This window comes from Pseudoalteromonas sp. SR41-1, assembly GCF_014164015.1.
Classification (GTDB): domain Bacteria; phylum Pseudomonadota; class Gammaproteobacteria; order Enterobacterales; family Alteromonadaceae; genus Pseudoalteromonas; species Pseudoalteromonas distincta.
The window spans coordinates 111,365-124,630 of the sequence record NZ_JACJEK010000014.1; the positions used below are offsets into that span (position 1 = coordinate 111,365).

Genomic DNA, 13,266 nt, shown 5'->3' on the forward strand with positions numbered 1-13,266 from the left:
TTGTAAAGAGTATTAAACATGAAGAATGACGTAAATGAAATTTTGGACAGTTCTGGTGAGCTTATTGATTTAGGTGTTTATTTAAATATTATTAAAAGGAATTTATGGCGTGTTTTTTGTTTCGCTATAGTTATTACAATTTTAGTTATAATGTTAGTTTTGACTATGACACCACGTTACAGCGCCACTGCAACTTTGTTAATAGAGTCAGAGCAAAGCAAGGCTGTAAGTTTTGATGAAGTTTACGGCCTCGACTCATCTAAAAAAGAATATTACCTAACTCAGTTTGAGGTTATTAAGTCGGACAGTATTGCTCGTGAGGTCATCACTAAGCTAGACCTAAAGTCACATGTGGACTTTATTCCAAAATCTTCAGTTTCTAAAGAGTTCGCAAATATTATTATAGCTTTTATACCTTTTCTACAGACGAAGGAGCTTGAATTATCTCAGGAAGATAAATCTCACCTAGAAATGTTATATCTTTTAAACGAATTTAAAAGCAATTTGAGTGTTTCTCCAATACAAAATACTCAATTAGTAAAAATTAGTTTTGAGTCAAGCGATCCTAAATTAGCTGCTTTAGTGGCGAATACAGTGGGTGAAGTATATATAGAAAGCCAAATGCGCGCTAAAATGGGTATTACCCAGCAGGCATCTAATTGGTTAAATACGCGTTTATCGGCACTACGTATTCAGCTTGATACCTCTGAACAAAAACTACAAGCTTACCGTGAAGCACAAAAACTGGTAGATATTGAAGGTATTGCAGGACTTGTAACGCAAGAGCTTGAGCAAATGTCGCAACAATTACTAGTGGCCCGTAACGAAAAAAACAACCTGCAAAGTATTAACCGTGTAATAAGCGAATACGGTAATAATAATTTAGAGCTATTAGGTAGCATGCCTGAAATTACATCACATAAAGTGGTACAAGATGTAAAACGCGAGGTTATTTTAGTAGAGCGTAAGGTAAGTGAATTAAGCGAGGTTTACGGCCCTAAGCACCCTAAAATTATATCGGCAAAGGCTGAGCTTGCTACGGTAAAAACTAACCTAGATAAGCAAATTAAAGGCCTAATTACCGGCATTGAAAAAGAGCTAAACCGAATTACTCGTACCGTAAGCGCGCTTGAGGCTGACTTAGCTAAAATACGTGCAGAATACCAAGAGATCACCCGTAAAGAAACTGCCTATAACCAGTTAAAACGTGAAGTTGAAACAAACCGCAGTATATTTAATACCTTTTTATCGAGATCTAAAGAAACCGAAGTAACCAGTGATTTTAGCTCGGCTGCCGCACGTTTTACTGACCGCGCTTATGCACCAAATAAACCTGCAAAGCCAAATAAAAAGCTTATTATTATTTTAGCTTTTGTGGCAAGTTTTGGTTTTGCGGTAGTAATGAGTTTTATCTTTGATGCGCTTAACGATACAGTTAAAACAAAAAATGATGTTGAGGGTAAATTAGCACAACGTATGCTTGGTTTGTTGCCGCATGTTAAATTGCCAAAAAATAGTGTGTTTCCGATACATGCTTACCTTGATGACAACTACAGGCGTTTTGCCGAGTCGGTACGCACGTTCCGAACTAGTCTATTGTTAACCCAGTTAGAGCGCGACCTTAAAGTTATTGCGGTTACCTCGAGCTCCCCAGGTGAGGGTAAAACCACTACCTCTGCTAATTTAGCTATGTCGCTTGCACAAATGGGTAAAGTGCTAATTATAGATGGCGATTTACGTAAACCAAGTATTGCAAAACGTTTTGATATTCCGGTATTTCACCCAGGTTTAAGTAACTTAATTGTAGGTACCGAGGAGCTTACTGAGTGTGTGCATATAGACGAGCAGTCGGGTGTTGCTATTATGCCAAGTGGGCAAATACCAGGTAACCCTTTAGAGCTTTTGTCTAATATTCGTTTTAGTGAACTGCTTGAGCTACTTAAAGCTAAGTATGACCATATTATTATTGATACGCCGCCCACTCAGGCAGTGAGTGACGCACTAGTTATAGCACAAAGTGCAGATTCGGTTATTTATGTGGTTAAATCTGATGTAACTCGTATTAAACCAATAAAAGCGGGTATTGAGCGTTTGTTTGAGTCTAAAGCACATGTTGCTGGCATAGTGCTTAATCAAGTTGATATGAGTAAGTCAAACGATGAACACAGCTACGGCTACTACGATTACCATGATTACTCACAAAAACCTGAGCAATCAACAGCTTAAAACGAATGATAGATATACATTCTCATATACTACCTGGGCTTGACGATGGCGCTAAAGACTTAACGGAGTCTTTAGCGCTATTAAAAATGGCACAAGCCGATGGTATAACTCACATGGTAGCTACTCCGCACATTCATTTAGGCCGCTTTAATAACGCTGCTTCGCATATTTATGACGATCTAGCTAATTTAAAAGCACAGGCATTAGTAAATAATATTGGTATTAAACTAGCTGTTGCAGCAGAGGTTAGGTTAGATGTAGAGCTAATGACCTTGGTTATGAGCAAAAAACTACCGTTTATTGGTAATTTAAATGGTGCTAATTATGTATTACTTGAGTTACCGCACTCACACGTACCGCAAGGGTACGATAAGTTTATTACGTGGCTTGATAAAAAAAATATTAAAACGATTATTCCGCACCCAGAACGTAACCGCGATATACAAGCAAAACCCTTTTACATAGAGCGTTTAAAGCAGCTAGGTTGTGAATTTCAGTTAACTGCGTCAAGTATTGAAGGCGAGTGGGGCGAACAAGCAAAAGCTATTAGTGTTGATATGCTTAAAAATGGGTTAGTGAACTATATTGCAAGCGACGCGCATTCGGTTAAACGCAGGCCACCTATTTTAAGTAAAGCTAGGCAAATTGTGAGTGATTTAATGGGGGTAGATAAAGCCCATGAGTTGTTTGTAACAAATCCATTTAATTTAACGGCGTCATTATTTGATGAATAATACCAATAAGCTTTTTAAGCAGGTTCAAATAGTTGTGCTTGTGCTAATTACATTAGCGATTTGTTTTTCAAGCTTTCAAAGCATGCGGGCTAACGCTTGGTATTTTAATGCTGTTAATACGTTAAAAGGCAGTGCTAATAATTACTCCCAACAAAATTTACAATCAGCACAAGATGCTATAAACCTTTCCAGTTCGCTCGAGCCCACACATCCGCACTATCTGCAGTTAATGGCACATGTTCAAATGCTTAAATTAGCGGCTGATACAGATAAAACCACCGATGTTTTAGCAATTTACCAAAAGGTAGAGCAATTACTTTTACAGTCGGTAGCGCTGCGTCAAAGCTGGCCAGAAACCTGGATTGCACTAGCACAAGTTGTTAGTTACCAAGAAGGGCCAAGCGAACGTGTTTATGAGTATATTCAGCAGGCTAAAAAGGTAGGCCCTTACAAGTTTGATGTACAGTTAGGTATTATTCAAATTGCGCTAATGAACTGGCAACAGCTCCCTCCAAAATATAAAGCGTTATATGTTAACGAGCTTAAGCTGGCAGCTAAGCATGGCCATAAGTTTTCGCGCGCGTTCGACATTGCTAAGCAGGTAGATACTTTACCTATTTTATGTTTGTCGCTTAAATTTGGCGCTCATTTTGAGCGAGTCAGAACCAGTTGGATGTTTAAAAAACATTGTAACTAGGTTTTGTTAGGGAAAGATATTAGGTTTCAGATATTAGATGTCAGCTATTGAATCCCACTACCGAGAGTAAAGTTAAATTGCTTTTATTTACTTGTAGACGTTGAGCTTGCTCAGGTTAGAAGCGTAGCTTCTTGTTACTTATAAATAAAATATTACCACCGAGAACACCGAGGCGCTGCGCGCTACACAGAGAAGAAATTAGCCCTTAAATCACTTTTTCTTAAAAGAACATTTGCACAAAGAGAAGAGAATGAGGAGTAAATGAGAAGTCATCAAGTAAGCTATTCAACGAACTGATTTATAACTTCTCTAAAAGCGCTGCTTTTTGCCTACTAAATTTGCATAGGCAAAAAGATGCCCAGAGTGATTTAGGGAAAACTCTGGGCTATAGATTGGCTCACTAAGAGCCTTGCGCTAACTAAAAAACACTTTCTGGATTCTTAGGGAGAAGAAGAAAGTACTTAAAACTATAGTAAAGCTCCTCAATAAAGCATAACTAATTTCGCCACCTGGTTACATTTGATAACAAAGTATTAGATTAATTATGCGTAATTTGTACTTTGGTTTAAACCCAGATTATTAACTGAGTATTTTGCACTAGATCTCGTGGTAATGAATTTTTGATCTTATTTTTTTGCCATTTACCCAGCCCAATAGGGCAGCCACATAGCGTTAATACCACTTCGCCTATAGTTTGAGTTGCCTCAGTTAAGCGTATATCTTTACCTTGAAAATAATCATTTGCTTGCTCGTTATTTAAAGCAAATACATTAGTTTTACACTTATTGCCAAATACGGTTGCAAACTCGTGCGTTAGCCTTACGCCGTTTTTATGAATAATTCCAATTTGAATACCTAAACGTGCATATTTAATTTTATTTTGAACGGCTTCAAACCCTTGTGGAAATAGCCACAGTTCTTTGTCGCGCTGCATTAAGCTGCCAGGTAGGTTAGTTAACCCAAAGTGCTTTTTAAGCGATTGCATAAACGAGGCGCTTTGTTTTTTATCAAACTCGTTAAACGGGAATGCACCTTTTTTAACAGTTTGATTTGGATTATTACAGCTGGTGTGCTTTTTAAATTTAGCAATAAAAAAGCCTTCGCTATCGAATGTTTGCGGCCATACGTGTAAATAGCCTTCACTTGTGGTGGCTTTACTTGCACCTTCAAATAAATCACTTAGTGACTCAGGCGCTATATAGTCGCCAAATTCACTGAGTAAATAATCGCACACTTGCTGGTTTTCGAGCGGGGTAAGTGTACAAGTTGAGTAGACTAAGGTGCCACCTGGCTTTAATGCGTAAAATGCGCTTTTAATTAAGTCTTTTTGTACTTGGGCTATTTGAATGTTTGATTCTATTGACCAGTTTTTTAGTGCATCGGCGTCTTTACGTACCGTGCCTTCGCCAGAGCATGGCGCGTCTAGCAATATGCTATCAAAGCATTCAAACATGTAGTTGCCAAATATAACGCCATCAAAGTGCGAGAGCGCACAGTTACCTACTCCCATGCGTTTTAATGTAGCGCTGAGTACTTTTAAACGAGATGACGATAGCTCATTTGCAACAAGCACGCCTTGGTTATTCATAAGTGCTGCTAGCTGCGATGTTTTAGAACCCGGTGCTGATGCCATATCAAGCACGGTGTTACTTTGAGTGCCTGCGAGTTCAATGCTTTGCTTTAATGCCATAGGGGGCAGCATTGAACTTGCTTCTTGTACGTACATAGCACCGCTTAGATGTAAGTCGGTATTACCAAGGGCTAGGTTTTGCTCTTCATCTTCGGGGCGTTCTAACCAAAAGCCTTCACTGCACCAAGGGATTGGGGTTAGCAGCCAATTTTTTTCAGCTGCACGTTTTACAAATTCTTCAATGCTAATTTTTAATGTATTAACGCGGATAGATTTTCTGAGGGGCCTACGACATGCATTTAAAAAGTCATCTAAGTTTAGATGCGCTGGTAAATAGGTTTTTACGTCATCAATAAAGTGCTCAGGAATAAAAGTGTTGGCGTTCACGCGTTAGCTCATACTGTAAAAATAAAGCGCGATAATAGCATTTATGCGAGGTGTTTTCAGCGCTAAAAAGCGTAACATCTAATTTATTACGCTGTCGACACTTCACTGTATTAGTCCATTGTAAAACCATTTTTATACGACTTTAGATTAATAGTGTCGACAATGGGTGTGTTTTTTAGCCATTTTGATAGGTTTAAGGGTTGACATGATTTTTTAATAAGCCCATAGTAACCACATTAATTGTCGACAATCTAAAAAATAACTTATGACACACACATTTTTAAACGAAGCGCCTATAACTACCGCATCAGATCAAGTATTTGTAGATATGCGCCGTGAGATTGTTGAAGGCAGCATAGTTCAAGGCAGTAAAATATCAGAGCCTGAGCTTGCCAAACGTTATGGTGTAAGCCGTGCAACGCTTAGAGAGGCGTTAAATCGCCTAGAAAGTTGCTACCTTGTTGAGCGTAAAGCTAACGTAGGTTGCCGAGTAGTTGCCCTTACCGCTGAACGCTTGATTGAAGTTTACCAAGTTCGTAGTTCGCTTGAAGGCTTGGCATGTAGACTTGCTGCCGACAATATGGAACCCGAGGAAGTAAAAGGTTTAAAGCAATTACTTAATCAGCACCTACAAACACAACGTGTTAAAGAAGGCGAATCTTATTATCAAGAAGCCGGCGATTTAGATTTTCATTACCGTATTATTCAAGGCAGTAAAAACGCGCATTTAATTCATTTACTGTGTAATGAGCTCTATCAATTAATACGCATGTACCGTGTACAAATGGGTATGGTGGGGCCGCGTGTATCAAAAGCGTTTGATGAGCATTTAGCTATTATTAACGCCATTGAAAACCACGACGGCGAACTGGCCGAAATGTTAATGAAGCGCCACATAAGTGCATCGCAAGCAAATATTCAAACCAAATTTGATGTATACCAATCAATATGAGTATTCGAACAATTTAACGGATTAAATCGCTCCGTAACGTCGTTAAAAATTTTTTATTTACGACTGCATGGATGCAGGAGGTAGAGCAATGCAGGGAGCAATTGCCGAGAACCACTAAACATAAAAATTATTGCCTAGTTACAGAACGATTTTCTTATCGTTAAATAGACCTCATACGCATACAGATTGATATTAGTCGCAAAAAACAGAAGCTGTTAAAAGCTAAAAGTTAAAAGCTAGCAAAAGCAGTTAAACAGTCACAATTACAGATTAAAACTATAAGTTACTCCACGTAGCAACCGTTCAAAGTGAGGAGAAAGTAATGTCAGCAGGATTAAAATTTAAACACGCTATTGCCAATAACCGCCCGTTACAAGTAGTAGGTACTATTAACGCCTACACAGCGATGATGGCTGAAAAAATGGGTCACCAAGCTATTTACCTCTCAGGTGCCGGTGTTGCAAACGCTTCGTTTGGTATGCCTGATTTGGGTATGACAAGCCTTGATAACGTGCTTGAAGATATTCGCCGTATTACTGGTGCTAGCGATTTACCCCTACTTGTGGATGCCGATACCGGTTGGGGTGGGGCGTTTAACATTGCACGCACAGTAAAAGAAATGACTAAAGCGGGGGCAGCGGGTTTTCATATAGAAGACCAAGTAGCGCAAAAACGCTGTGGTCATCGCCCTAATAAAGAAATTGTAAGCCAAGGTGAAATGGTTGACCGCATTAAAGCGGCGGTGGATGCAAAAACCGATAGCGATTTTTATATTATGGCGCGTACCGATGCATTTCAAAAAGAAGGTTTAAACGCCGCGATAGACCGTGCAGCAGCCTGTGTTGAAGCGGGTGCTGACGCTATTTTTGCAGAAGCCGTACACGACCTTGCTGATTACCAAGCATTTGCAAAAGCGATTAACGTTCCAATTTTGGCAAACATTACTGAGTTTGGCCAAACACCTATTTACACAAAAGAGCAGTTAAGCGATGTAGGTGTTGAAATGGTGCTTTACCCACTCAGTGCATTTAGAGCCATGAACAAAGCAGCATTAAACGTGTATTCAGCAATTTTAAATGAAGGCTCGCAACAAAGCCAAATTGAAAATATGCAAACGCGCTCTGAGCTTTACGACTTTTTAGATTACCACACGTACGAGAACACACTCGACACACTTTTTTCATCAAAATCTGACAAATAATAATTTGGGCGTATTAATCTTTAATGGTTGAATTTGCAGCAGTGTGTTTGGTTTTTAGGCAAGGCAGAGCCTATGAAGTGTGGTTATTCCACATAAATAGGCGATAACGCAGCATAAATACCAAACATGCGCTGCCCCTTAGGTTCTTTCTAGGGACGATTATCTCTTTGTTGCTCGGTTTTTACTTAGTCCACTAGGTTACAAACTTCGCGCCGCGATTTAATCGCCCCTAGATTGAACAAATTTCAATCTATAAAGTTCAATGCGCCCAACAATCACACACAAATTTAAGATAGGAGAAGATCATGGTAGATAAAGCATTAGGCGGCGCGGGTTTACGCGGACAAGTGGCTGGTCAAACAGCATTGTGTACTGTTGGACAAAGTGGTTCTGGTTTAACGTATTGTGGTTACGATATTAGCGAACTTGCCGAAAAAGCGCAGTTTGAAGAAGTGTCTTTTTTACTTTCACGTGGTGAGTTACCAACCACAAGCGAATTGGCAGAATATAAAGCAAAACTAAAAAGCTTACGCGGCTTACCAGATGCACTTAAAACCGTGCTTGAAAATATTCCTAAAAACGCGCACCCAATGGATGTAATGCGCACGGGCTGCTCAATGTTGGGTAACCTTGAAATGGAAAATGATTTTAGCCAAGCCAATGATGCAATCGACCGTATGGTTGCTGTGTTCCCAAGTATTATTTGTTACTGGTACCGCTTTACACACGATGGCGTACGCATTGAAACACAAACTGATGACGACTCTGTTGGCGCACACTTTTTAAATTTATTACACGACAAAGCACCTAGTGAATTGTTTGCACAGGTAATGAATGTATCACTAATTTTATACGCAGAGCACGAGTTTAACGCCTCTACTTTTACAGGGCGTGTGTGTGCATCAACGCTTTCTGATATTCATTCTTGCGTAACTGGTGCGATTGGTACGCTGCGTGGTCCATTACATGGTGGTGCTAACGAAGCGGCAATGGATATGATTCAAGGTTTTACAAGCGCTGAACATGCTGAGAAAGAAATTATGGGCATGCTCGAACGTAAAGACAAAATAATGGGCTTTGGTCATGCTATTTATCGCGAGTCTGATCCGCGTAATGTAATTATTAAAAAGTGGTCTGAAAAACTAGCGGCAGAGGTGGGCGATACCGTGCTTTACCCTGTGTCTGTTCGTTGTGAAGAAATTATGTGGCGCGAGAAAAAACTGTTTTGTAATGCCGATTTTTTCCATGCGTCTGCTTATCACTTTATGGATATTCCAACTAAATTATTTACGCCAATATTTGTAATGAGCCGTGTTACGGGCTGGACAGCACATGTAAAAGAGCAGCGCGCTAACAACCGTATTATTCGCCCAAGTGCCGATTACACAGGGCCTGACGCACGTAGTTACACACCAATAGAGTCACGTTAAAAAAATGAGTGAGCACGCATGTGCTCACTTTTTTATTGCACATAGCCACTAGCGAGTAGTTTTTCTCAAACTTTTTATTAAACACGCTAGCTGTGAGCAAACACCGTCACCAAATTAGCGAACCCTTACCATGACCATAATTAATAACACCCAATACCGTAAACCTTTACCTGGCTCAAACGTCGACTATTACGATACGCAAGAAGCCGTAGATGCAATTAAGCCAGGTGCATACGCCACGCTACCTTATACATCGCGTGTATTTGCCGAAAACCTAGTACGCCGATGCGACCCTGCCATGTTAACCGATGCACTTAATCAGCTGATTGAGCGAAAGCAAGACTTGGATTTTCCGTGGTATCCGGCGCGGGTAGTGTGCCACGATATTTTAGGGCAAACAGCGCTTGTTGATTTAGCAGGTTTGCGTGATGCAATTGCAGCTAAAGGCGGCGATCCGGCAAAAGTGAACCCTGTGGTACCCACGCAGTTAATAGTGGATCATTCGTTAGCGGTAGAGCATGCCGGTTTTGATCCTGATGCATTTGAAAAAAACCGCGCCATTGAAGATAGACGCAATGATGACCGTTTTCATTTTATAAACTGGACAAAAACTGCGTTTAAAAATATTGACGTTATTCCACCGGGTAACGGCATTATGCATCAAATTAACCTTGAAAAAATGTCGCCGGTTATTGAAAACCGAGATGGCATTGCATTCCCAGATACTTTAGTTGGCACCGACAGCCACACGCCACATGTTGATGCGCTAGGTGTTATTGCTGTGGGCGTAGGTGGGCTTGAAGCTGAAAGCGTAATGCTTGGCCGTGCTTCTTATATTCGCTTGCCCGATATTGTCGGTGTTGAGCTAACTGGCAAGCGCCAACCCGGTATTACCGCAACCGATATTGTGTTAGCCATTACTGAATTTTTACGCGAGCAACGTGTTGTTTCTACTTATTTAGAGTTTTACGGTGAAGGTGCCGATGCGCTTACACTTGGCGACAGAGCAACCATTTCGAACATGACGCCTGAATTTGGCGCAACTGCCGCCATGTTTTATATCGATGATAAAACAATAGATTACTTGCGTTTAACAGGGCGTGAAGAAGAACAAATTGCCCTTGTAGAAAATTACGCAAAAACAGCAGGCCTTTGGAGCGATAGCTTAAAAACCGCAAAATATGAGCGTGTGCTTAAGTTTGATTTATCAAGCGTGGGGCGCAATATTGCGGGTCCATCTAATCCACACCGCCGTGTATCGACAAGCGATTTAGCTAAAGAAGGTATTTCGGGTGTTGTTGAAAATGAAGAAGGCTTAATGCCAGACGGCGCATGTATTATTGCCGCGATTACTAGCTGTACTAATACGAGTAATCCACGCAATGTAATTGCCGCTGCACTCCTTGCCCGTAATGCAAATGCTAAGGGTTTAATGCGCAAACCTTGGGTTAAAACTTCATTAGCACCGGGCTCTAAAGCAGTGCAATCATACCTTGAAGATGCAAACCTACTAACAGAGCTTGAGCAACTTGGCTTTGGCATTGTTGGTTTTGCGTGTACTACCTGTAATGGTATGAGCGGGGCTCTTGACCCTGTTATTCAAAAAGAAGTAATCGAACGTGATTTATACGCAACGGCTGTACTTTCTGGCAATCGTAACTTTGATGGACGCATTCATCCTTATGCTAAGCAAGCATTTTTAGCGTCACCTCCTTTAGTTGTTGCGTACGCTATTGCAGGCACTATTCGCTTTGATATTGAAAAAGGGATACTAGGGCAAGATCAACAAGGCAACGATATTACGCTTAAAGATTTATGGCCATCAGATGAAGAGATCGATGCGGTAATTAAGCAAAGCGTTAAGCCAGAGCAATTTAGAAAAGTATACGAGCCTATGTTTAATTTAACCGTAGATTACGGTGAAGATAACGATCCTCTTTACGATTGGCGCCCAGAAAGTACCTACATTCGTCGTCCTCCTTATTGGGAAGGTGCACTTGCGGGTGAGCGCACTATGACTGGTATGCGCGCGCTTGCAGTACTTGGCGATAACATTACAACGGATCATTTATCGCCATCAAACGCAATTATGGCAAGCAGCGCTGCTGGCGAATACCTGACCAAAATGAACGTCCCAGAGGAAGACTATAACTCGTACGCAACGCACCGGGGCGATCATTTAACAGCGCAGCGCGCAACATTTGCAAACCCAAAACTACTTAATGAAATGGTGCTTGATGAAAACGGCGACGTTAAGCAAGGCTCTTACGCTCGCCTAGAGCCACAAGGCACTAATACCCGTATGTGGGAAGCAATCGAAGCCTACATGGAGCGTAAACAGCCGCTTATTATTGTAGCCGGTGCCGATTACGGTCAAGGTTCGTCGCGCGATTGGGCTGCAAAAGGCGTAAGACTTGCAGGCGTTGAAGTAATCGCAGCTGAGGGCTTTGAACGTATTCACCGTACTAACTTAATTGGTATGGGGGTTTTACCGCTTGAGTTTAAAGCAGGCACAACGCGTAAAACCCTAAAGCTGGATGGCAGTGAAACGTACAATGTAACGGGTGATTTAAAACCAGCCGCCACCGTTAATTTAAGTATTACCCGTAAAGACGGTGAAGTGCTTAGTGTGCCTATGAAATGTCGTATAGATACCCAAGAAGAGCTTTCTATTTACGCAGCTGGTGGTGTGTTACAACGCTTTGCTCAAGACTTTTTAGAAGCAACGCAATCTGCATAAGGGCAAACACTATGTTTAAACCGCAAATTAAAGTGCCTGCAACCTATATGCGTGGCGGCACCAGTAAAGGTGTGTTTTTTAATTTAACTGATTTGCCAAAGCCTGCTCAAGTAGCAGGCGAGGCGCGCGACAATTTATTACTGCGTGTTATTGGCAGCCCCGATCCGTATACCAAACAAACGGATGGAATGGGCGGCGCTACATCAAGCACCAGTAAAACCGTAATCCTAAGTAAAAGTGAGCAAGCCGACCACGATGTTGATTACTTGTTTGGTCAAGTGGCTATAGATAAACCTTTTGTAGATTGGAGCGGTAACTGCGGCAACTTAACGTCAGCAGTGGGGGCTTTTGCTATTAGTAATGGTTTGGTTGATAAAAGCAGAGTACCTAATAACGGTGTTGCTATTGTGCGTGTGTGGCAGGCTAATATTAATAAAAGCATATTAGTGCATGTCTCTATGACCAATGGCGAAGTACAAGAAACCGGCGACTTTGAGCTCGATGGCGTTACATTTGCTGCAGCTGAAGTAAAACTTGAATTTATAGACCCGGCTGATGGCGATGGCGCGTTATTCCCAACAGGTAACGTAGTTGATGACTTAGAAGTACCAGGTGTTGGTACTTTAAAAGCCACGATGATAAATGCAGGTATTCCTACTGTATTTATTAACGCCGCTGATATTGGTTATACCGGCACAGAGCTGCAAGACGATATAAATAACGATGTTGCAGCGCTTGAAAAGCTTGAAACTATTCGTGCTTATGGCGCCGTTAAAATGGGCTTAATCACTAATATTAGTGAAGCACAGGCTCGTCAACATACGCCAAAGGTTGCGTTTGTTGCAGCGCCTTTAGATTACACTGCATCTAGCGGTAAAGTTATTGAGGCTGCCAACATTAACTTACTCGTGCGCGCAATGTCGATGGGTAAACTGCACCACGCCATGATGGGCACAGCCGCTGTAGCTATTGGCACGGCTGCGGCTATTGAGGGCACACTTGTTAATATAGCCGCTGGTGGCGGCGCATTGAGTGAAGTTAACTTTGGTCATCCGTCGGGCACGCTAAAAGTAGGTGCTGAGGCTAAAAATAATGCTGGCAACTGGCTAGTTACCAAAGCAAGTATGAGCCGAAGTGCACGTGTATTAATGGAAGGAGTTGTAAGAGTCCCTTACTAATCACAGGTGAAGTTAAGCGCAACTAAACATTTATTTTAGTTAAGCAAACAAATTTTATAAACGTTTGCTTAGCTAAAGTAAAACCTACTCA

The 13,266-nt window shown here is 41.2% G+C and carries 9 protein-coding genes; 8 read left to right on the plus strand and 1 reads right to left on the minus strand.

Translation table 11 applies throughout. The annotated features are described in order from the left end of the window. Window positions 1–18: 18 nt before the first annotated feature. Genes H5118_RS13575 through H5118_RS13585 form a run of 3 tightly spaced genes read left to right on the plus strand, consistent with a single transcriptional unit; the run spans window position 19 to window position 3,657 of the window. A complete protein-coding gene (locus H5118_RS13575; protein ID WP_182749116.1) occupies window positions 19–2,226 on the plus strand; it encodes a polysaccharide biosynthesis tyrosine autokinase in 2,208 nt (735 codons plus the stop codon). A 5-nt stretch (window positions 2,227–2,231) separates the two neighbouring features. Beyond that, window positions 2,232–2,960: a tyrosine-protein phosphatase gene (locus H5118_RS13580; protein WP_182749117.1), complete on the plus strand. Its 729-nt coding sequence runs from the start codon at window positions 2,232–2,234 to the stop codon at window positions 2,958–2,960. After that, window positions 2,953–3,657 (plus strand): VpsP family polysaccharide biosynthesis protein, encoded by a 705-nt coding sequence (locus H5118_RS13585; protein WP_182749118.1) that lies wholly within the window; start codon window positions 2,953–2,955, stop codon window positions 3,655–3,657. The genes H5118_RS13580 and H5118_RS13585 overlap by 8 nt, the downstream gene beginning before the upstream one ends. Before the next feature lie 565 nt (window positions 3,658–4,222). Here the strand turns inward: H5118_RS13585 and rsmF are convergent. Then, the gene (rsmF, locus tag H5118_RS13590; protein WP_182749119.1) at window positions 4,223–5,674 is read right to left on the minus strand and encodes a 16S rRNA (cytosine(1407)-C(5))-methyltransferase RsmF; all 1,452 of its coding nucleotides are present in this window, start codon (window positions 5,672–5,674) and stop codon (window positions 4,223–4,225) included. 265 nt (window positions 5,675–5,939) lie between these two features. On the opposite strand from rsmF, the gene H5118_RS13595 reads away from it, so the two are divergent. The 5 genes from H5118_RS13595 to prpF all read left to right on the plus strand — a co-directional run bounded on the left by H5118_RS13595 (window position 5,940) and on the right by prpF (window position 13,175). Beyond that, window positions 5,940–6,626, plus strand: a complete 687-nt coding sequence (locus H5118_RS13595) for a GntR family transcriptional regulator (protein WP_007582477.1) — start codon at window positions 5,940–5,942, stop codon at window positions 6,624–6,626. Window positions 6,627–6,948: 322 nt separating this feature from the next. Beyond that, window positions 6,949–7,827: a methylisocitrate lyase gene (prpB, locus tag H5118_RS13600; RefSeq protein WP_002962361.1), complete on the plus strand. Its 879-nt coding sequence runs from the start codon at window positions 6,949–6,951 to the stop codon at window positions 7,825–7,827. Between the two features lie 305 nt (window positions 7,828–8,132). Further along, complete coding sequence (gene prpC, locus H5118_RS13605) at window positions 8,133–9,257, plus strand: 2-methylcitrate synthase (RefSeq protein WP_182733219.1); 1,125 nt, start codon at window positions 8,133–8,135, stop codon at window positions 9,255–9,257. A gap of 130 nt (window positions 9,258–9,387) precedes the next feature. Next, window positions 9,388–11,997 carry a Fe/S-dependent 2-methylisocitrate dehydratase AcnD gene (gene acnD / locus H5118_RS13610; RefSeq protein WP_182749120.1) on the plus strand — a complete coding sequence of 870 codons (2,610 nt, stop codon included), beginning with the start codon at window positions 9,388–9,390 and terminating at the stop codon, window positions 11,995–11,997. Between the two features lie 11 nt (window positions 11,998–12,008). Further along, on the plus strand, window positions 12,009–13,175 hold the full coding sequence (gene prpF, locus H5118_RS13615; protein ID WP_182749121.1) for a 2-methylaconitate cis-trans isomerase PrpF: 1,167 nt from the start codon (window positions 12,009–12,011) through the stop codon (window positions 13,173–13,175). The last annotated feature ends 91 nt before the right edge of the window (window positions 13,176–13,266 follow it).